The 20,046-nt window shown below is 56.5% G+C and carries 12 protein-coding genes and 5 pseudogenes; 12 read left to right on the plus strand and 5 right to left on the minus strand.

Annotation, left to right across the window (positions count from 1 at the left end; genetic code table 11):
- Window positions 1-391 precede the first annotated feature (391 nt).
- Both NYR50_RS18995 and NYR50_RS19000 read right to left on the minus strand, forming a co-directional pair.
- Window positions 392-580, minus strand: a pseudogene (locus tag NYR50_RS18995) (transposase); the annotation flags it as partial.
- Between the two features lie 199 nt (window positions 581-779).
- Window positions 780-1,007, minus strand: a pseudogene (locus NYR50_RS19000) (P-type DNA transfer ATPase VirB11); the annotation flags it as partial.
- A 2-nt stretch (window positions 1,008-1,009) separates the two neighbouring features.
- Between NYR50_RS19000 and NYR50_RS19005 the strand changes: the two are divergent.
- The 3 genes and pseudogenes from NYR50_RS19005 to NYR50_RS19015 form a co-directional block, all read left to right on the plus strand.
- Window positions 1,010-2,323: pseudogene (locus NYR50_RS19005) on the plus strand (Tn3 family transposase); the annotation flags it as partial.
- Window positions 2,324-2,630: 307 nt separating this feature from the next.
- On the plus strand, window positions 2,631-4,196 hold the full coding sequence (locus NYR50_RS19010; RefSeq protein ID WP_418137866.1) for a catalase: 1,566 nt from the start codon (window positions 2,631-2,633) through the stop codon (window positions 4,194-4,196).
- Window positions 4,197-4,267: 71 nt separating this feature from the next.
- Window positions 4,268-5,097, plus strand: a pseudogene (locus NYR50_RS19015) (nucleotidyl transferase AbiEii/AbiGii toxin family protein); the annotation flags it as partial.
- A gap of 51 nt (window positions 5,098-5,148) precedes the next feature.
- Here the strand turns inward: NYR50_RS19015 and NYR50_RS19020 are convergent.
- Complete coding sequence (locus NYR50_RS19020; protein ID WP_418137867.1) at window positions 5,149-5,913, minus strand: AraC family transcriptional regulator; 765 nt, start codon at window positions 5,911-5,913, stop codon at window positions 5,149-5,151.
- A gap of 86 nt (window positions 5,914-5,999) precedes the next feature.
- On the opposite strand from NYR50_RS19020, the gene NYR50_RS19025 reads away from it, so the two are divergent.
- Complete coding sequence (locus NYR50_RS19025) at window positions 6,000-6,719, plus strand: class I SAM-dependent methyltransferase (RefSeq protein ID WP_418137868.1); 720 nt, start codon at window positions 6,000-6,002, stop codon at window positions 6,717-6,719.
- A gap of 412 nt (window positions 6,720-7,131) precedes the next feature.
- Here the strand turns inward: NYR50_RS19025 and NYR50_RS19030 are convergent, their stop codons facing one another.
- The gene (locus NYR50_RS19030) at window positions 7,132-8,145 is read right to left on the minus strand and encodes a GlxA family transcriptional regulator (protein WP_418138275.1); all 1,014 of its coding nucleotides are present in this window, start codon (window positions 8,143-8,145) and stop codon (window positions 7,132-7,134) included.
- A 229-nt stretch (window positions 8,146-8,374) separates the two neighbouring features.
- On the opposite strand from NYR50_RS19030, the gene NYR50_RS19035 reads away from it, so the two are divergent.
- The 3 genes from NYR50_RS19035 (at window position 8,375) to NYR50_RS19045 (ending at window position 10,771) form a co-directional block, all read left to right on the plus strand.
- The gene (locus NYR50_RS19035; protein WP_418138276.1) at window positions 8,375-9,211 is read left to right on the plus strand and encodes an alpha/beta fold hydrolase; all 837 of its coding nucleotides are present in this window, start codon (window positions 8,375-8,377) and stop codon (window positions 9,209-9,211) included.
- Window positions 9,212-9,701: 490 nt separating this feature from the next.
- Window positions 9,702-10,166, plus strand: a complete 465-nt coding sequence (locus NYR50_RS19040) for a DUF1348 family protein (protein WP_418137869.1) — start codon at window positions 9,702-9,704, stop codon at window positions 10,164-10,166.
- A gap of 2 nt (window positions 10,167-10,168) precedes the next feature.
- Complete coding sequence (locus NYR50_RS19045; protein ID WP_418137870.1) at window positions 10,169-10,771, plus strand: TetR/AcrR family transcriptional regulator; 603 nt, start codon at window positions 10,169-10,171, stop codon at window positions 10,769-10,771.
- Window positions 10,772-10,913: 142 nt separating this feature from the next.
- On the opposite strand, the gene NYR50_RS19050 is transcribed toward NYR50_RS19045, so the two are convergent.
- The gene (locus tag NYR50_RS19050) at window positions 10,914-12,095 is read right to left on the minus strand and encodes a Fic family protein (RefSeq protein WP_174010671.1); all 1,182 of its coding nucleotides are present in this window, start codon (window positions 12,093-12,095) and stop codon (window positions 10,914-10,916) included.
- A gap of 239 nt (window positions 12,096-12,334) precedes the next feature.
- Here NYR50_RS19050 and NYR50_RS19055 point away from each other — a divergent pair, with 239 nt between their 5' ends.
- The 5 genes and pseudogenes from NYR50_RS19055 (at window position 12,335) to NYR50_RS19075 (ending at window position 20,018) form a co-directional block, all read left to right on the plus strand.
- Window positions 12,335-14,698, plus strand: a complete 2,364-nt coding sequence (locus NYR50_RS19055) for a hypothetical protein (protein WP_418137871.1) — start codon at window positions 12,335-12,337, stop codon at window positions 14,696-14,698.
- Window positions 14,699-14,920: 222 nt separating this feature from the next.
- Window positions 14,921-15,490, plus strand: coding sequence for a peroxiredoxin (locus tag NYR50_RS19060; RefSeq protein WP_333722623.1), 570 nt, complete (start codon window positions 14,921-14,923; stop codon window positions 15,488-15,490).
- 73 nt (window positions 15,491-15,563) lie between these two features.
- Window positions 15,564-17,006: an IS1182 family transposase gene (locus tag NYR50_RS19065; protein ID WP_418137355.1), complete on the plus strand. Its 1,443-nt coding sequence runs from the start codon at window positions 15,564-15,566 to the stop codon at window positions 17,004-17,006.
- Between the two features lie 280 nt (window positions 17,007-17,286).
- Window positions 17,287-18,446, plus strand: a pseudogene (locus NYR50_RS19070) (IS110 family transposase).
- Window positions 18,447-18,992: 546 nt separating this feature from the next.
- Entirely contained in the window at window positions 18,993-20,018 is a 1,026-nt protein-coding gene (locus tag NYR50_RS19075; protein ID WP_418137872.1) for a LacI family DNA-binding transcriptional regulator, read from the plus strand.
- The last annotated feature ends 28 nt before the right edge of the window (window positions 20,019-20,046 follow it).

Below are 20,046 nucleotides of genomic sequence, written 5' to 3' on the forward strand. Positions count from 1 at the left end.
CATCCTGCACGGGGTGAAGGCCTGACCGTTACATTGTTTGGAAGAACTTGGCTTGGAAAAACCAAACAAGCTTCGACGCCGGTCAATAAGCCAAAGCGGTGATGGTGAGAATGCACTGGGCCTTGCGGGAGCTCGCTGCATTCCATTAGTGCCGAATATTCTGGCCAACTCGGAGGCCGTTGTGTTTTCTTACGAATTTCAGCGCTGAACGGCGCCCGGCAGATCGTCGTTCGTCGCTGAAATGAACGTCTGAAACCGGCGACACGGCATCGATGACACCCAACGCCAAACGACTTGGCAATTCCGTCATCGCACCATGTTATACGAGCAAGGCGTAAATTTCGGCCGGATGGTGCTATCTATGCTGCAATGCGGGAACTTGTTTATGCAAGCGGTTATACAGCGTTTTCGCCGGGCCATATCCCTTCGACGCATCGCACCACCGGAGCCCGTTGCGATTGACGAAAATGATGCCGCTCAGCACACGGCGATCATCGACACGCTGGCGGCCATGGCTCTTGGAGAAATAGGGCTAAAGACGAGCCATTTGCTCGTTAGTCAGCCAGAACAAATTACTCACCAGTTAGGCTCCTATCCGCCCGTCTGAATCATAGCCGTCAATTCAAACCAATTGGTCCTGACCCTAGGACCTGCTGTGTTGTCGACCGCATTTTCATCGACATGCAACTCCGAGAACGATGGAATTCTTCATCGAAATGCTGCGCCAATCCGCACCCAGGAACTGCTGAACCGCTCAGTTTGCTATTCCTTGGCTCTAGCTCGCCCCTGAAATACACCTCAGACAGCCGAAAGTTCCCTTTGTGTCGCCTGCACTGAGCAACGATATCGATACTCGCTTTCAAAAAAGCCACGATGTCGGACCGGTCCAGGCCTGCGCCGCCCTCCGACTCCTTAACGAGCAGGACCAGCTGCTCAAAAGCCAATTCGGCCGAGTTTGCATGGACCGTGGTTATCGAGCCAGGATGGCCCGAATTCACGTTCCGGATACTATCATTGGCTGCGTTCGGCGCCAGAAGCGCCGGCTGCGTCGAACCTCGTCGGGTTGACCGAGCGAATAGCTTTTCTGCGGCAGCTGGAGATCCACCCGGAACTGCAGGTGCGGGTGTCATCTGGACGGTGGGAGCAGATGATCCGGGAGGGCAACGCAACGCCGGCCTGGTTTGCCAGCGATTTCAACGCCAGCCGTCGCTACGCTCTGATAGTGGCTCAAGTCATCAAGCTTTGTCAGAAGCTCACGGATGATGCGGTGACAATGTTCATCAAGCTGATGGGCAGGTTGTTCTCGCAAGCCAACAATCGAAAGAAGCAGCGGCAGATGGACTGCAGAGCGAATACTGCAAGAGCGCTGCGCATGTTTCTAGATACGATCACCGCGCTGCAGTCCGCCAATGACTATGGTCGGAACGCATTGGATGTCCTCGACCAAAAAGTCGGCTGGGACCGACTGCTTCGGGTGAAGCCTGAGCTCGAAACGATGGTCAACGACAACGAGGCGCCGTCGTTGATCGTCGCAGCCGAGCAATATGCGACCGTCCACAAATACACTGGCGCGTTCCTTCTAGCCTTCACGTTCCGCTCAGCGCGTCGCCACGATACGCTTCTGGCCGCAATTGCGCTGCTGAAACGGCGGACACTCCCGGATCGCGTGCCGCTCACCCACCTCAGCCAAACTGATCAGCGACTCATCTTCGATCAGGGAAAACCCGATCGTCGTCTGTACGAGGTTGCCACGCTCGCCATTTTGCGAGACCGGCTTAGATCTGCCGAAATTTGGGTCGATGGCAGCCGATCTTCCCGGCCGATTGACGAACATCTGATGCCGCGGTCGACATTCATCGCTATGAAGGAAGAGGCTCGTCTCGGTTTGGGGGTCCAGAGCGACGGCGCGCAGTGGCCTGCCGAAGCGCGTCAGATGCTTGAGTTCAACCTGCACCGCCTGGCGTACAGAGCACGATCCGGAAATCTCGAAGGAGTTCGTCTTGAGGCTGGAACGTTGATCGTCACACCAACCTTCGGCGACGTCCCGGCGGCAGCCTAGGAATTGAACGCAAAGATCAGCGATATGTATCCATTGGTCGAGGTTCCTGACCTCTTAAGGGAAGTGCATGAATGGACCGGGTTCGCGGATCACTTCACGCGTGTTCGCACCGGCGACGTCCCAAAAAATGTTTCTGCCATGCTCGCTGGTGTACTGGCCGATGCGACAAATCTCGGCCCGAAGCGGATGGCAGGCGCGTCCAAGGGGATCAGCGCTCACCAGATTGGGTGGATGCGTACATTCCATGCTCGATCGGAGACCTACTGTTGATTTCCACTGAGAGCCGACCCGGCACAGACAGATATGAATCAGCGGGGCCTGACAGTGTCAGCTATTTCCACGGAAACAGGCCTCAATCGCAAGATGGTGTGGAAATAAACAGATCGAGACTTCGAGGTCCTCACTTATGGACCGCGTATCGGAATTTCTCTATCAGCGGTTACGTTTGTAGCAATTGGTGCGGCGGTTATGGGCTGCGTGCATTTCATCGGTGAAACGTCGGTTACTCATGGAACCGATGGGTCAAGCTATCGTTCTAGGCTATCCCCCACACTCATCCTCGAGGGCCATCATGACCGATCAGAAACCCGCTCCCCGCACGACGACCGATGCAGGTATTCCTGTGCAGAGCGACGAGCATTCACTCACCGTCGGACCTAACGGGCCAATAGTGCTCAACGATCATTACCTCATCGAGCAGATGGCAAATTTTAATCGCGAGCGCATTCCTGAAAGGCAGCCTCACGCCAAAGGAAGCGGCGCGTTCGGCCGTTTTGAAGTGACGAGCGACATCAGAAAATTTACCAAGGCAAAATTCCTCCAACCGGGAGCAAAGGTGGATACAGCAGTTCGCTTCTCCACGGTCGCGGGCGAGCGTGGCAGCCCAGACACCTGGAGAGACCCGCGTGGTTTCTCAGTCAAGTTCTACACAGAAGACGGCAACTTTGACATGGTCGGCAACAATACGCCGATTTTCTTCATTCGTGACCCGATGAAGTTCCAACATTTCATCCGAAGCCAGAAAAGGCGGGCGGATAACGGTCTGCGAGACCATGACATGCAGTGGGACTTCTGGACGCTCAGCCCGGAAAGTGCACACCAAGTCACCTACCTCATGGGTGATCGCGGAGTGCCAAAAAACTGGCGCGAAATGAACGGTTACGGAAGCCATACCTATATGCTCATCAACGAAGAAGGCGAAAAATATTGGGTCAAGTGGCACTTCCACACCGATCTTGGCGACGGTAATGCGCACTTGACACAGGATCAAGCTGACCAGATGGCTGGGCAGGATGGCGACTATCACCGTCGCGACCTGTTCGATCACATCGCCAAAGGAAAATTCCCAAGTTGGACCCTGAAATTTCAGGTGATGCCCTTCGAAGATGCGAAGACTTACCGGATCAATCCATTCGATTTGACTAAGACATGGCCGCACGCGGATTACCCTCTGATCGAGGTGGGCAAGCTGACGCTTGATACCAATCCTGTGGATTGGGACACCCAGATCGAGCAGCTGGCATTTGAACCCAACAACATGGTTCCCGGCGTTGGGCTTAGTCCAGACAAGATGCTTCTAGCACGCGGGTTTTCATACGCTGATGCACACCGTGCACGCCTTGGGGTGAATTATAAGCAAATCCCTGTCAATCAGGCCAAGGCTGCGGAAGTGCATTCCTATTCGCGAGCAGGGCGCGGCCGAACGGTGAACGCACTTGATCCGGTCTATGCGCCCAACTCTTATGGCGGACCTGGTGCACAGCCGGAAACGGCAGGAGAAGCAACATGGTTTGCCGATGGCGACATGGTGCGGGCGGCTTACACCTTGCGCAAAGATGATGACGATTGGAGCCAACCCGGTTCGCTTGTGCGCGATGTCATGGACGAGGCGCAACGTGAACGCTTTGTCAAAAACGTCGCAGGGCATCTCGCCGACGGGGTAAGTGAACCGATCTTGCAACGCGCCTTCGATTACTGGCGCAACGTCGACAAAGACATTGGTGACAGGATCGAGAAGACAACCCGTGATCTGGTCGGTGGCGCTTCCCAATGTCCGGGAATGGCAAGTGCACAATCGATATCGGGATACCAAGGCATTCCCGCGACATCGTCACTTGCCAAGGGTAAAACGAGGTAGACGCCTTAACCGCAAAACGAGCGGATCACATCCGCAAATTGGCTGCGATGTAGCATGTCATAGTGGCCTGCTCTAAAGCCTACAAGGCCATCCGCAGGTTTTCGGAGGATGTCGACCTGACCTACGATATTCGTGAGCTTGCTCATGATCTCGTGGGCGAGAATGATGAGGCGTTACCGAAAACCAGAAGCGAGGAAAAGCGCTGGACGAGCGAAGTTCGCAAACGTTTGCCCGTCTGGTTAGATGAAACTGTCAGCCCACTCATTGTCGATGCGATCAACGCACAGTCGCTTCCAGCGACCGTAAGAATCGACTCCGACAAATTATTCATCGACTACGAAGCCGTTGGTGGAGGCTCAGGCTATGTCGCTCCGAGTGTGATGTTGGAGTTTGGGGCACGATCGACGGGAGAGCCAGCAAGTGTTCGCGACGTTTCGTGTGACGGCGCAGGTCTTGTGGATGACATCGAGTTTCCCACCGCGAAACCTCGGGTCATGCATGCCGAACGCACCTTCTGGGAAAAGGCGACGGCGATCCACGTCTTCTGCCTGCAGGAACGACTGCGCGGGGAGCGCTTTTCACGCCACTGGCACGATATCGTTCGTCTTGACGATATCGGCATCGCCAACAGCGCAATCGCTGCTCGCGACCTAACCAATCGGTGGCGCAACACAAATCCATGTTTTTCGCCGAGAAAGCGGCCGATAGAACGCCGATCGACTATGAAGCGGCCGTGGACGGTGGGCTGCGGCTTACTCCTTCCGGCGAAGGAAGGGCAGCTCTCAAACAGGACTACGCCCGGATGCTTGAAGACGGCCTTCTTCTCGATGAGGCCGAGACTTTCGACGAACTCCTCGCTCGATGCGAGAAAATTCAAGATAAGGCCAATGCTGGCGGCTGATTGAGGCGTCGCTGGTGCTGGCAAAGCGCGCAGTGTTTTGGCGCTGGCGCGCTAAGGCGCTATCCTCTCTTGGCTCGGTGGATAGCCGTATTTACGCGTAAACGATCTGGAAAAGGCCTCGGCGCTACCAAACCCGACAGCAGCGGCAACTGTTTTCACGCTCCGGCCTGAACGCAGTTGCGACCTGCCCAGCGCAAGACGCCAATCCGTCAGATAGGCGGCCGGCGGCTGGCCGACGGTCCTCTTGAAGATATCGATGAAACGCCCACGCCTCATGCCGATGATTGCCGCCAGGTCGCCAATGTGCCAGCGCCTCGCCGGGTCTTCGTGCATAGCTACCAGAGAGGGATGGAGCTGCCGATGAGCAAGCCCAGCCAGTAGGCCCGCATTGACCGTACCCGCCGCGAGCGCCTTTCGGATCGCAAGAACGACGATCACTTCGCAAAGCCGCGCATGGATCGTGCCACCACCACAGCGCCGGTCTATACTCTCGGCCACGATCAGATCTGCCAGCGCATGCAGTTCCCGCTCCGATGCCAAACCAAAGCACAACTCCTCAGGCAAGGCGCCCACAAGCGGATTTAAGTTCTCGCCAAAATCAATGGTAGCCGCCGCCAGAATTGTCATGCCCCGCCCGGACACGCCGACCGCGCGCGGCCGGTAAATCAAGTGCGTCGCCTCCCCGGCACCTTCGCTATCGACGATCACCAGATTGGCTTTCTCGCCATCGCCGCGATAATCGGCGCGCAGCCCATAGGTCTTGAGGAAGGCCGCAAGTCGGTCATGCTTTTGATGCGTATCTGAACGTTCGATCATATATTTTCCGGGTAATATGTCGTCAGATTGGGTAATCTCTTGTTAGCGACCATTCCAGCCGAGACGAGATTGTAGCTGAGGATTCGATGACAAGTAGCTCTACCTCCAAATTCGATCAATCACGCGCCGACGAATACGGTCGCCAGAGCCGCATTGCGTTGGCAGGATACGATGCTTGCCACGAGCTCTGCGCCTGCATGCTGGCGGCTTCAGGAGTCAGTGTGCAATCTGCGCGCATCCTTGTCGTCGGCGCGGGGGGAACCGCCGGCGAGATCATCGCTGCGGCCAGACTGGAGCCGTCGTGGACCTTCGTCGCAGTCGATCCCTCTCCGTCCATGGCGGAGGTGGCGCGCACCAATCTCACTGCGGCCGGGCTTGCTGACCGCGTCGAATTCATCGAAGGCAGCCTCGAGCAGATCGCAAGCAACCCCTCCTTCCACGCCGCCATGATGATCGGCGTTCTGCATCACCTGCCGGGCGACAGCGCGAAGCGCCAGATATTGGCTGAACTTGCCGGAAGGCTGAAAGCCGGCGCGCCGCTCGTGCTGGCTGGAAACTATCGCGCATACAGCTCCGAGCCACTGTTGTTAGCTGCTTGGGCGCAGCGGTGGCGAATGAGCGGCGCCGATCCCGACGAGGTCCGCGCGAAGATGGACCGCATCCTGCAAGGCGCCGAACCACCCCGATCGGAAGACGCCGTCGCTATGCTTCTGACTGAAGCAGGGTTCGAGGCGCCGCTGCGATTTTTCTCAAGCCTCTTCTGGGGCGCTTGGTTCACGAGACGTGCCCCGGCGATGCCGAAATAGGACATTCGAAAGGAAACGTTATCTCTTAAGAAGAATCCGCGAATGAGAGCGCGACTTTGCTCATTTCCTTCCTTCACACTGTTGCGGCCAACCATCCGCTATTTGAGGAGGCGGCGGTTTCCATAGGCCTGTCGCGCGCGGCGTAAGCCCTAGATGTGGTGAACGACAACCCGTACTTTCACTCCTGCCCCAGCGACTTGATGGGGGCCGAACCCTCGACCCCTTACATTCGATCGCGCTTATCTTGAGAATGGCAGTCTCAAAAGATACTTAACTCCCGTTTCTTATTCGTCGCTCAACGATTTCGGCTTCTAAGCGCAGCACTCCGTCCTGATCCATTCGCGCCATTGCCCGCCGCCCGGCGCGTGCTGTCATTAAGAAACTGGCGGCCCGTCGATCACCCGAAAAGGCATCAATTTGTCGATGATTTGAGTCGTGTATCACCGCGATAAACATTCGGTTTCGCGCCCGTCAGTCGGCCAAATATTTTTCGGAATGCGGCCGGATCAATATAACCCACTGCATATGCGATGCTCTCGACCGAACCATTCGTCGTCTCGAGCAACTGTCGCGCCTTCATGATGCGAACGTTCTGCAGATATTCGGTCAGTTTCAGCCGTGTCGCTCGGAAAAAGCGGCGCTGAAGTGTCCGTTCTGAAAGACGCACGCTCTCCGCCAACTCGCCAATCGACTTTTGCATCTCCGGTGTCGCATGGAACTGGTGCTGGACCTGCAGCACCTCTTTGTCGCCGTGATCGAAGCGCGGAAGAAAAGCCTTGTACCGGCTTTGACTGCGACGCGGCGGATCGACGACGAGGAAGCGGGCCGTCTCCAGCATCACGGCCTGCCCGAGCAGCTTCTCGACAAGGAGCAGGCCGAGATCCGCCCAGGCGAGAATGCCGCCGGCGGTGATGACGTCACCATCGTCGATGATCATATTGTCGGGCGAGACGTCGATATTGGGAAACTGTTCGGCAAGCCTTTCGGCAAAGGCCCAGTGCGTTGTGGCGCGCCGGCCGTCAATGAGACCGGTCTCGGCGAGGACAAACGCTCCGGCACAGATTGAACAGACGGTCACGCCACGCGCATGCTGAGACGCGAGCCATTGCGAGGCGGGGCTAATGTTCTGCATTTTCTCCGGCATGATAATACTTGGTGGCGCGATGACGTAGCTGAGCGCGTGCGGGATTCCAGGGCGTGAATCCCACGTGCAGGACACATCCCCGTCCTCCATTTTCCAGTAGCTGACGCGGATGTTGCGAAGGCTTGTTGGCGTCTGCAGATCCGTCGACCATTCGCTGGCGACGCGAAACAGATCGGTCAATCCGTAGACGGCAGCCAACTGGCAGTCCGGGTAGACCAGCAACCCCACCTCTATGAAATCAGCTTCTTTGCGTTTTGCCACTTTTGCCTCGGATAAAGTCATTTCCGCCACGTGTTTCTGTCAGGAGATGGCGATACTTTGTCTTTGTCAAATACGGAATTCGCAAACACAGCGCGACAGGAGAAATTGAATGGCTTCCGATACAGATCGGTTTTTCGTGTCGAGACGCAGCGTACTGCTCGGGAGCCTCGCACTTGCCAGCGTGAGCGTTCCGGCACTCGCCTTCTCACACACCTCTTCCACAGACGGTTCATCACAAGGAGATATCGACATGGGCTTCGTAACAACCAAGGACGGCACTGAAATCTTTTACAAGGACTGGGGTCCAAAAGACGCCCAGCCGATCGTGTTCCACCACGGCTGGCCGCTGTCGTCGGACGACTGGGACGCGCAGATGCTGTTCTTCCTCTCGAAGGGCTATCGCGTCGTCGCCCACGACAGGCGTGGCCATGGCCGCTCTGCCCAGGTCGCCGATGGTCACGACATGGATCATTATGCCGCCGACGCCTTCGCCGTCGTCCAGGCACTAGACCTGAAGAACGCCGTGCATATCGGCCACTCCACCGGCGGCGGTGAAGTCGCCCGCTATGTCGCAAAGCACGGCCAGAAGGCCGGTCGCGTTGCCAAGGCTGTCCTCGTCTCGGCCGTTCCGCCGCTGATGGTCAAGTCCACGGCCAACCCTGAGGGTCTGCCAATCGAAGTCTTCGATGGTTTCCGCTCGGCACTTGCCGCCAACCGCGCTCAATACTTCCGTGATGTTCCGGCCGGCCCGTTCTATGGCTTCAACCGGGATGGCGCCAAGGTGCAGGAGGGCGTGATCCAGAATTGGTGGCGCCAGGGCATGATGGGCGGCGCAAAGGCTCATTATGACGGCATCAAGGCCTTTTCCGAAACCGATCAGACGGAAGACCTGACGGCGATCACCGTGCCGACGCTCGTCTTGCACGGCGAAGACGACCAGATCGTGCCGATCGCTGATGCCGCCAGGAAGTCGATCAAGCTTCTGAAGAACGGTCAGATCAAGACCTATCCGGGCTTCTCGCACGGCATGCTCACCGTCAACGCCGACGTTCTCAATCAGGACCTGCTAGCCTTCATCAAGGGCTGATCCCGATTCGACGAGGCCGAGAAGCGCGTCTGGTTCCTGTTCGAGATTTTGCGCTACACCAACAACTGATCTTCCTATCGAGCGGCGTCCATTTTGCGGGCGCCGCTTTTTGTCTGATTGTTCCCAGGCATGGCTGATGGCCACGCGGGAGCCGGTCGGATTCCCGCCTATGGCAAGTCGCTTTGAAGCAGCGTGGCCGGGTTGGATGATCGCGACGGGAATCTGCTCCGCGCCTCTGGAGGCCAGGGCGGCTCTCTTTTGAATGGCAGAGACCGAAGTGTCGCCCCGCACCCGGCCGGTGCGGGGACCCTCATCATTGTCTGGCTGTATCAACAAAAATGGTCCCGCGATTTAAGGCCAAAAACAAGCCCCCAAATTTTGACGACCCCGCAGAAAGTCTGTTGACAGCCAAAGATACCGTAGTTACTGTACCAATCGGTAAAGCCTTTACCAATGAGTTCACAATCAACAATTTCCAAAGGAGTTTACCATGTCACGTCCTCCCGTTCCTCCATTCACATGCGAAACTGCAATCGAAAAGGTCCGCCTGGCCGAAGACGGCTGGAACAGCCGCGATGCCGCCAAGGTCGCCCTCGCCTACACCGTCGACACCCGCTGGCGGAACCGAGTCGAATTCGCGACCAACCGCGAAGAAGCCCAGGCATTTCTGACACGCAAGTGGAACAGGGAGCATGAATACCGCCTCATCAAGGAGCTCTGGGCTTTCACCGGCAATCGCATCGCTGTACGGTACGCCTACGAATATCGCGACGACAACGGCCAGTGGTTCCGCGCATATGGTAACGAGAACTGGGAATTCGCAGAGGACGGCCTGATGGCGCACCGCCACGCATGCATCAACGAAATGCCGATCGCTGAAAGTGATCGCCTCTACCATTGGCCGCTCGGCCGTCGCCCTGACGACCACCCCAGCCTTAGCGACTTGGGCCTCTAATAATGGCCCGTTTGGTCGCTGAAAGATCCGACACACTAGCCCCGTTGGCCGAAGTTTTCCGCGAACATGGATACGAAGGTGCGAGCCTTGCCTTGATCGGCAAGGCTACCGGTCTCGGCAAGGGCAGCCTGTACCACTTCTTCCCGAACGGAAAGGAGGAGATGGTCCGGGCTGTGCTCGCCGAAATCGAGCAATGGTTTGAATATTCCGTCTATTCTCCCCTGCGGGACGGAGACGATGCCGACGCCGCAATTGCGACGATGCTCGATGAAACCGCAAAATACTTCAGGTCTGGCCGGCGCGTCTGTCTCGTTGGTGCCCTGGCTGTCGCCAACACCAGAGACCTCTTCGCGCAGGCTATCCGGGGCTACTTCGTCGCCTGGGTAGACGCACTACAGTCAGCTCTCATTCGGCAAGGGCGTGACGCTGAGCAGGCGCGTCTCCTGTCGGAAGACGCCGTTCTCGCAATTCAGGGCGCGATCGTTCTGTCTCGAGCGCTGGATGATCCGGCCGTCTTCCAACGGGCTATCGACCTGCTGCATCGGCGACTGATCCTCGAAGGAGCGACTGTACATGACGAAGGCTTTTCAAACGGGTCAACCTAAGGGTCATAGGCATATCACCCGCGGGCTCATCGCCATGATGAACCGGCGGGCCGCTCAGGCGGCACTGTTTGGTGTTTCGTCGTCCTATCGGTGAGGCCGATCTCCGCCTTGATAAAAGTCGAACCTTCTGCCCATCAATTTGTCATGAATTGAGAGGCAAGGGATCGGTGCCTTCTCCTAGAATCGCAAGGTATCGTCGATAGCTGAACACCCGGCCACGCTTGCGTCCGGTAACCTCGTCAACGATGCCCAATCGCTCTAGGTCGGCGAGTGCGGCGTTGACCGTTGGCGCGGACAAACCAGTCACCTGAACAATCTGATTCGCTGTGTGAAAAGGATTTTGCTGGAACAGCTCGTGAATGCGAAGGGCCGACCCTGCTCTATCACTCTCCATCGTTATCCGCTCCCGATCTTCCTTGAAAAGATCGACGATCTGAGTAGCAGCCTCAAACGCTTGATTGGCAGTGTCGGCGACGCCCGTCAGGAAGAACTCCAGCCAAGCTTCCCAATTACCATGTTCGCGAACCTCTTGCAGTAGCCGATAGTACTCTCTCCGATGCGACTTCAGATAGAGGCTGAGGTAGAGCAGCGGCTTTCGCAAAACTCCGTTCATGCAAAGATATAGGGTTACAAGCAGCCGGCCGATACGACCGTTACCATCGAGAAACGGATGGATCGTTTCGAACTGCACGTGCAGCAGGCCAGCTTTGATTAGCGCGGGTAACCGTGATTGGTCGTCGTGCATAAAGCGCTCGAACGCATCCAGGCAACCGGCCATTTCAGTAACAGGTGGCGGTACAAAGAGTGCGTTACCGGGGCGCGTGCCACCAATCCAATTTTGCGAGCGGCGGAACTCCCCTGGATCCTTAGTGCCTCCCCGCCCACTGTGCAGGAGCTTGGCGTGCATCTCACGGATCAGACGCAACGACATGGGCAACGATTCTAGCCGCTCCAAACCATACATCATGGCGTCAACATAGTTGGACACTTCACGGATATCATCAACCGGCTGCCCGGCTTGAGCTTCGGTCTCAAACCGCAAGAGATCAGAGAGGGTCGACTGCGTGCCTTCAATCTGCGAGGAAAGAACGGCTTCCTTCCTTACGTACATATAAAGAAAAAGCTCCTGTCTCGGCAGCAGCATTGTGATACCGTCCAGGCGTCCTAGTGCGCGCTCTGCCAAGCTGAGGCGCTCTAGCAATGAAAGCACATCAATTGCCGGCTCGGGCGGCAATGGTGGGGGCACGAACGCCCGTACTGTTTCACTGGCAGCGACCGTTTCGACGAAACGACCCAAGCGATTTCTGGATTGGGAATCAGACATAACCTAATATCGGCCGCGCCCCTTAATTAAGCAAGGCGCATTTCATTTAATTAAGCGACAGGTGTAGATAAGCCCGCTTAATTAACACGCCAATATTGAATTCCTTACTTCGACCCAGGCGGCGTAGGCGCCTAGTACGATAATTATGCGCCAATAGAAGTGACACGCCCGATACATCCTTTGTTAAAGCTCGCCCCCTATTCCCGCTCGCCCTCGGCACTGTTGCCGAGAGAAACGGAATGAGCATGACCAAACACGACCTTTCATCACGTCATTTTCAGCGAAAAATTTCGGAATTCTGCGAACTGCGTATCGCGCCGATTACATCCAAGCGGGCGCTGGAGAACATCCGGCCCTTCCTGATCAGCTTAATCATCTACCGGAAATCGCCCCCGCTTCTGAATGGCCATATCGACTGGACGATGATCAGTCAGGCCTGTGGGATCGAAGCTGAGCTGACGGTGGAACTGAAAAAACAGCTCCGGCTAGGCTTGGATGCAATCATCCGCTGGCTCGGCGCACCACCGGCAGCCGAAGAGCGACTGCCTCCAAAGTCAAAGGCTCGCGCAAACAAAATTGCTCTCGCCAAGAATGCAGCTTGCGAACCTTCGACCAGAAAGCCGCAACGTGCGGCAACCGACGGTGCCTCTGCCCGGTCTGCGTCGACACAGCGCGGTCCTGCACCAAAACCGATAAGCCCTTTCCCACAGGCACTATTTGAAGCGACAGAAGATCCGGCGAGCTTTCAGGACGCATTGATCTATCATATGCGGCGGTTCAGCGACACCTATTGGCAACTCTATCGCGCCGTTGTTCATCTGAATGAGACCTTTGACAACAAGACGCTGCTATCCTGGATCCAGGGAGAGCGTGTGCCCCGATCCGTTGCCAGTTTCAATATTCTCCGCCGCATCGAGCGACGCTATCAACTTGCAGAAGGATATTTCAAAGAGAAACTGCCGCATCAGGCGCGCTCGCTTTATGGTCACGAACTTGGTGATATCAGCCCGGCTGAGCGGCGCAGGATTTCATTGCACTTACCCGAGGACTTCAACAGCCTGCCCTTTACCAAGCGCGAGGAGATCCTCGATTGGGTGCGCCGGGTGATCATTTCCGGCTCTACGGAATATCGCCGCTATCAGGCGGCGGCCAGCAAGCAGCGATATGCCATCCGCTTTCCCGGCGTCACTTATGGCAGCAGCTTTCTTTCCTCTCGATCTGTGGCCGCGGCGGCCGGCGCCAATCAGAACGTTGCCGCAGAAATTGTTGATCCTGATCTGCTCTCCGGTGTCGTCGACGCGCCGCCAAGGCTTGCCATGGAAATGGCTGATCTCATCCGTTTCAAAACCTCGACACTGACGGCGATTGGTTTCCGGCGAAATGGCGTCTGGGGTGAGGAAACGGCCTCTCAGAAGATTGAGCACCTCGGCTTGATGTTTGGCGCGCTTGCTGCCTCACCAAACGGTGTCGTGAAGGGCTTTGGTGTTCCAGTCAGCCAGTTAAGCTTCGGCCTCCTCATCTTCCCCGGTGTCTGGGACTGGTATCTGCAGTGGCGGGAACAGCGACGTGGCTTCTACACCAAGTGGGAAGAAGACATGCTGATGATAGCGCAGGCTCTTACACGCGCCGATGTAGGCTGGATCCGGCAGCATCCAGAGCTTTTAAGGAACGTCACACCTATCGAAGGTTTGATTGAGCAGGAAGAAATCGAATTCGCGGCTGGCGATTGGCATGGCGCCTGTGATGCCTTTCACCGACATGCCGCGAACCGTTCCAAGGAGATCCAGCGAGTGATGCGTGTGCATCGCGATCCATTTGAACCGATCATGTGTGTACTTGAAGCGGACAGTCCGCTAGCGGAATATCGCAAGATCACGGACGAGATCGTGAAACGTATGCCGGACGAGAATAGATATCCACGACCGGCCGCCGAAGCCGTCAGATCATTCCTGTTGCTTCGACTTGGCCTGCACCTTGGGCTCAGGCAAAAGAACCTTCGCCAGTTGCGTCTCTGCCCACGTGGGCATCACCCGACATCGGAACGGCGACTTGAGGACATGAAATGCGGCGAGCTGCGCTGGAGCGATCGCGACAACGGTTGGGAAGTCCTTATCCCAGCTGCGGCATTCAAGAACTCCAGCTCGTCCTTCTTCGGTCAGAAACCATTTCGATTGGTCCTTCCGGACCTGCTCGACCTCTACGAATATCTCGATGCGTACATCGATCGTCATCGAGGCGCCCTCTTGGGTGGTGCGAAAGATCCACGTACTCTGTTTGTCAAAACGGTGAAGACCACCAGCACCGACGCAGCTTACAACTCGACCACGTTCTACGAAGCTTGGAGAACCGTCATCCAACGCTATGGAATTTATAACCCTTACACCGGACGAGGTGCGATCAAAGGCTTGTTGCCACATGGACCCCATAACCTGCGGGACATTCTCGCGACGCATATTCTGAAACAGACCGGATCCTACGAGCAGGCGAGCTACGCGATTCAGGATACGCCTGATGTCGTTCAGCAGCACTATGGGCGCTTCCTGCCGCAAGACAAGGCAGCGTTGGCCGCCAAAATTCTCAATCAGGTTTGGGAAGCTGCGTAAGATCGAATGAGATGCCCGGCTCAGATGCTTAAGCCATCTTGCATCTGGACCGAGCCTCCTCGTCTCGCCTTGAAAGGATTTGAACCTCCGTTCCCAAAGCTGACTGATTGGTGATCATGAGCGCCCGGCCGCTTTGCGCCAATAGGAGACATTGCAGTAGCATGACAATTGTCGAGCGTCAGCGGATGCTGATGGCGTGTGTAACGAAAAAACGAGATACCAATGAGTGAATTCGGGAACGACGGGGCCGAATTGGTCTCCCACGACGATGGAGCGGCTACGCATCTGCTTGGGATGGAAGTGCCAAGCATTGCTTTGCAGGCTACGGATGGGACCACCGTGGACCTGTGCAGTCCCGGCCTCTCTGTAGTCTACGCTTATCCTCGGACAAGCCCGCCCGGAGGCAAAGCTATTGACGGGTGGGATGCAATTCCTGGCGCGAGAGGATGCACACCGCAATCCTGCGCGTTCCGGGATCATTTCGCAGAATTAAAGGAGCTAGGCGCGAGCCATTTATTTGGCCTCTCGACGCAGACAACGGAATACCAACGAGAGGCTGCGGAACGGCTTCACCTCCCGTTCCCGCTTCTCTCCGATCACTCGCTTCTCCTCGCGTCGGCTCTCAGCTTACCAATGTTCCAAGCCGGGGGCATGACCTTGTTAAAAAGGCTGACGATGATCATCGAAGCAGGTGTTATTAAACACGTCTTCTATCCCGTACATCCGCCAGAAAAGAATGCAGATGCAGTGATCGGCTGGATGAAGGCGAACGGCATTTCCAGAATGGGTTGATGTCCGCCTTGGGCAGAGGCTGTGTAAAAACTCGATCCTGATGTAGAATCACCTTCGTCGATCGGAGGTTGCAATGTCCGGCTATATCGAAGGCATCAGTCGTGATCAGGTTACGCTATTTCCAGATCGTCTTGAGGATTGGATCGATGAGGATCATCCAGTTCGAGTGATCGATGCATTCGTCGATGCCATGGACCTTGCGGAAGCTGGCTTCGGCCGGATGTCGCCCGCACAAACCGGACGCCCCTCGTACCACCCCTCGGTCTTGCTGAAGCTTTTCATTTACGGCTACTTAAACCGCATTCCCTCAAGCCGACGGCTGGAACGTGAGGCCGGACGGAATGTCGAGGCGATGTGGTTGACCGGGCGGCTGGTTCCCGACCACAAAACCATAGCCGATTTTCGCAAAGAAAATGGGTTGGGAATCCGCAATGCCTGCGCCAGATTTGTCCAGCTGTGCCGCCAGATCGGCGTGTTGAGTGGCGGCAGTGTCGCCATCGATGGGAGCAAGTTCAAAGCCGTCAACAACAGAGATCGCAACTTCACGCCCGGTAAGGTCGAACTGCGGATCAATCATCTCGAAGCAAGCGCATCGCGATATCTCGAAGAGATGGGCCGAGCCGATGCTCTGGAGGGATCAGAGGCAAAGTTGCGCAAGGTCACACGGCTGAAGGAGAAGCTTGCTCATATTCGGCAGGAAGTCCAACGACTGGAAGGAATTGCAGAAGCGCTGAAGGATGTACCCGACGGTCAGATTTCCCTGACCGATCCAGACGCGCGATCAATGGCGACATATGGCAAGGGCACAGGCCTGGTGGGCTACAACGTGCAGACGGCGGTTGACGTCGATACTCACCTGATTGTCACGCACGAGGTCACCAACGTTGGGAATGATCGATCTCAATTGGCTCCAATGGCCAGCGCCGCCAAGGCGGCTCTGGAAGCTGACAGGCTAGATGCAATAGCTGATCGCGGCTACTTCAACGGAGCTGAACTGCTGAGTTGTCACGAGGCAGGAATTACTGCGACCGTGCCAAGACCGGAGACCTCCAACAACCGGAAGAAGGGAATGTTCGTGAAGGCTGACTTCGTCTACGACGCCAGCGCCGATACATATATCTGCCCTGCCAGGAAGACGTTGGCATACCGGTACACAGCCGAGGAAAAGGGCCTGATGTTGCGCCGCTACTGGCGCAACGATTGTCCGTCATGCCCTCTCAGTGCCAAATGCACGACCGGTAAAGAGCGTCGCATCACGCGTTGGGAACACGAGCATCTGATCGAGGCTATGTATTCCCGAATGGAAGACAATCCGAACCTCATGCGCACCCGACGATGCACGGTCGAGCATCCGTTCGGCACCATTAAGGCATGGATGGGCTCGACCCATTTCCAGATGCGCAGGCTCAAAAACGTCCGGACGGAGATGGCGCTACACGTGCTGGCCTACAATATCAAAAGGATGAGCAACATGATTGGTGCAGGAGCGCTGGTAAAGGCAATAGCGGCTACTTGAGGAAGTAGCTACACAGGCTTTAGGTCCAGAAGCCGCACGCAATACCCTTCAGGACCGTTTCAGACGCCTCCCCAGTCGCAACGAGCGCAAAATTCAGCCGATCAAGCCATATCAGGTTCAAAAGCACATTCAGACGGTCGCGCTGGAGTTTTCACACAGCCTCGGCAGAAAGCAGACATTCTGAACTGTCAAGCTCTTGAGATCCCATCAGGGGTGAGTAGCGGCCTGCACCGTGGCAGAGTGAGGTCGCTGGAAAACTCTCTGGAGGCCAACCATGCCGATGACAGCAGATCAATCTCAAGCGCCGACCGCCACTCTCGTCGATCTGGGCGCAATTTTCATCTCCTTGGAATTAAGCAAGTCGACCTGGCTGGTGACAGTCTGTCGCCTTGTAGCGAGAAGATGTCTCGCCACACCGTGGCGGGAGGTGATTTAATTGGCCTGTTCGAATGCTTCACTGCGCTTCGCTAGAAAGCAAAACGGCGGAAGGACAGACTGTACCCGTTGGTCGTAATTCAGGAAGCCGGACTGGATGGCTTCTGGCTAGGCCGGGTACTCGACAAGGAAACCTGGATAGAAAGCCACATTGTCGAGGCCGGATCGATCGCCATGCCGCGTCGACATCGTCGAGCGAAGACTGATCGTCTTGATGGAGAAGCTCTAATCCGCGCGTTGATTGCATGGAAACGTGGCGAGCCGCGGGCCTGCTCAATGGTGAAGCTTCTCTCGCCCGAGGAAGAAGACAACCGACGGATTGGACGGGAGCGGAAAACGCTGATTGCGGAGCGTGTCTTCCACGTCGATTGGATAAAGGGTCTGCTGTTCACACAAGGAATACGGGAGTATGAGCCCGTCAATCGGGATCGACGGCAGCGTCTGGACGAGCTTCGGACAGGCGATGGACGTCCGCTATCAAAACACCTGAAGGCCGAAGTCTGTTGAGAGCTTGACCGCCTCGAACTGATACTCACACAGATCAAAGCTGTCGAAGCCGAGCGAGATGCCTTGATCGTTCAGGAGACGCCGGAAACGCCGAAAGAAGCGGCCGCTCGCTTGGGCATCAGAGGAATTGGGCCTGAATTCGCTACAATACTGTACACGGAAGGCCTGTTCCGCCACTTCGACAACCGGCGCCAAATCGCATCGTATACAGGCCTTGCCCCCTCCTCCTGGCAAAGCGGTAACGTCAATCGCGAGCAGGGCGTGTCAAAAGCCGGAAATCCACGTCTAAGAGCAACCAAGGTCGAGCTCGCATGGCTGTGGTTACGGCACCAACCTACCTCAACGCTATCTTGCTGGTTTAAGAAGCGTATCGCACAAAATGGCGGCCGTTTGAAAAAGCCGATGATTGTGGCACTGGCCCGAAAGCTGCTCGTTGCACTGTGGAAATACGTGAGCTCCGGCGTCGTGATCGAAGGCGCAATCATGAAAACTCCCTGAGGCGGGAAGTGCCTGTGATACGAGAGTTCAAATCCTCAGGGTGTGATCAGCCCTGACGGATCCAGGTGAACGGACCGGGCTTCCGTTTGGCTAAGAGCCGGTCTTGAGATTGGTCCCGTTCTGCTGAGCCCGCGCTCGCGAAAGCGGGAAATTGGTGCTGCCGTTTGGAGCGGCGACCGTATGTGAGGTTGTACAGGCTCGATAGCGAGCCGGTAAAGCGATGGGCTCGGACCATGGATCCGCAAAAAAGGACGCTTTGTGATGACAACAAAATGAACCGTTGACAAAAAACCTGATGTGAACGGAATCGAACCAAAGACGATTCAGTCGGCCGATTCAAAATAAAGCTTATCTGATTTTCGGTTTGTAGCCATAGCGACTTGAAGTGAGCGCTCGGTTAGGAGCGTGGAAAAACCGACTCTGAAAAACGGCCGTTGACACAAGGAGGATTTTAGTTTTCCTTGTAAACCGGTTTAGTAAATCGCTTTACAAACCACACAGAGGTCGAAAAGGCCCGGATTGAGCGGAACAGAAAGCGGGAGTTCAATGGCGCGTCACCATGCGACCAGTCTCAAAGATGTTGCCCAGGCGGCAGGCGTTTCCGTCGCGACCGTATCGCGTCTGTTGAACGGCACGCTGGAGCTGCCCTCGGAAACGAAGACGCGGATCGAGACCGCCATTCGTGAGCTCAATTACGTCCCCAATCCCCACGCCCGGCGCTTGAGCCGGGGCCGCTCGGATACGATCGGCCTGGTCGTTCCCGACATTGGCAACCCTTTTTTTGGAATGCTGGTCGCGGCCGTGGAAGAAGAAGCCGACAGGCGTGGCCTTGCCCTGTCGCTGTTTGCGACGCTGAACCGCAAGGGCCGCGAATTGTCGTATCTGAGATTGCTCGCCCGCAATCACGTTGATGGTCTCGTCTTCATCACCAACCATCCCAATACCGATGAACTGGCGGAACTGATCAACACCACTGGCAAGGTCGTGGTCGTCGATGAAGACGTTCCCGGCGCAACCGTTCCAAAACTCTTCTGCGACAATGAACAGGGCGGCCGCCTGGCAGGCACACATCTGGCAGAGCACGGACACAGCCGGGTTCTTTATGTCGGCGGCCCGGAAGACATGATCAGTACCGAGCGCCGTTTTCGCGGAATGACATCCGCCCTTTCCGAAGGAAAGAGCGAGGCCGAGCTTTCGATTACAAGATATTGCGGCGCCTACACCGTGGAATTCGGCCGGGCGGCAGCACGCCGATTCCTTGATGAGGGCCGGCCTGCAACGGCGGTGTTTGCAAGTTCGGACGAAATCGCCATCGGCTTTGTCGAAGTGCTGCGCGCCGAAGGCGTGCGCATTCCGCAGGATGTCTCGATGATCGGTTTCGATGATGTCGGGCCATTGCATCTGTTTGCGCCACCGCTCACCGCCATTCGCCAGCCTGTCAGCGCGATCGGCCAGCGCGCTTTGTCGCTTCTGCTTGAAACCAATTGGGATCAGGACGCTCCGCTGCTGTCGGAGGAACTGCTGCCCGTCGAAATCGTCGTGCGTGAATCCGTTGCGCCGCCCGCGATCTAATAAAAAAGCAACGAAACCAACAGAGGAA

Origin of the sequence: Agrobacterium sp. El2ro-1b, assembly GCF_048298475.1 — a bacterium.
Taxonomy (GTDB): Bacteria; Pseudomonadota; Alphaproteobacteria; order Rhizobiales; family Rhizobiaceae; genus Agrobacterium; species Agrobacterium fabrum.

What these genes read in the sequence shown, in the direction of transcription:
- NYR50_RS19025 (WP_418137868.1), top strand. Translation starts at nt 6,000, where the DNA reads ATGACAAGTAGCTCTACCTCCAAATTCGATCAATCACGCGCCGACGAA.
- NYR50_RS19030 (WP_418138275.1), bottom strand. Translation starts at nt 8,145, where the DNA reads ATGACTTTATCCGAGGCAAAAGTGGCAAAACGCAAAGAAGCTGATTTC.
- NYR50_RS19010 (WP_418137866.1), top strand. Translation starts at nt 2,631, where the DNA reads ATGACCGATCAGAAACCCGCTCCCCGCACGACGACCGATGCAGGTATT.
- NYR50_RS19045 (WP_418137870.1), top strand. Translation starts at nt 10,169, where the DNA reads ATGGCCCGTTTGGTCGCTGAAAGATCCGACACACTAGCCCCGTTGGCC.
- NYR50_RS19050 (WP_174010671.1), bottom strand. Translation starts at nt 12,095, where the DNA reads ATGTCTGATTCCCAATCCAGAAATCGCTTGGGTCGTTTCGTCGAAACG.
- NYR50_RS19020 (WP_418137867.1), bottom strand. Translation starts at nt 5,913, where the DNA reads ATGATCGAACGTTCAGATACGCATCAAAAGCATGACCGACTTGCGGCC.
- NYR50_RS19065 (WP_418137355.1), top strand. Translation starts at nt 15,564, where the DNA reads ATGTCCGGCTATATCGAAGGCATCAGTCGTGATCAGGTTACGCTATTT.
- NYR50_RS19060 (WP_333722623.1), top strand. Translation starts at nt 14,921, where the DNA reads ATGAGTGAATTCGGGAACGACGGGGCCGAATTGGTCTCCCACGACGAT.
- NYR50_RS19035 (WP_418138276.1), top strand. Translation starts at nt 8,375, where the DNA reads ATGGGCTTCGTAACAACCAAGGACGGCACTGAAATCTTTTACAAGGAC.
- NYR50_RS19055 (WP_418137871.1), top strand. Translation starts at nt 12,335, where the DNA reads ATGAGCATGACCAAACACGACCTTTCATCACGTCATTTTCAGCGAAAA.
- NYR50_RS19040 (WP_418137869.1), top strand. Translation starts at nt 9,702, where the DNA reads ATGTCACGTCCTCCCGTTCCTCCATTCACATGCGAAACTGCAATCGAA.
- NYR50_RS19075 (WP_418137872.1), top strand. Translation starts at nt 18,993, where the DNA reads ATGGCGCGTCACCATGCGACCAGTCTCAAAGATGTTGCCCAGGCGGCA.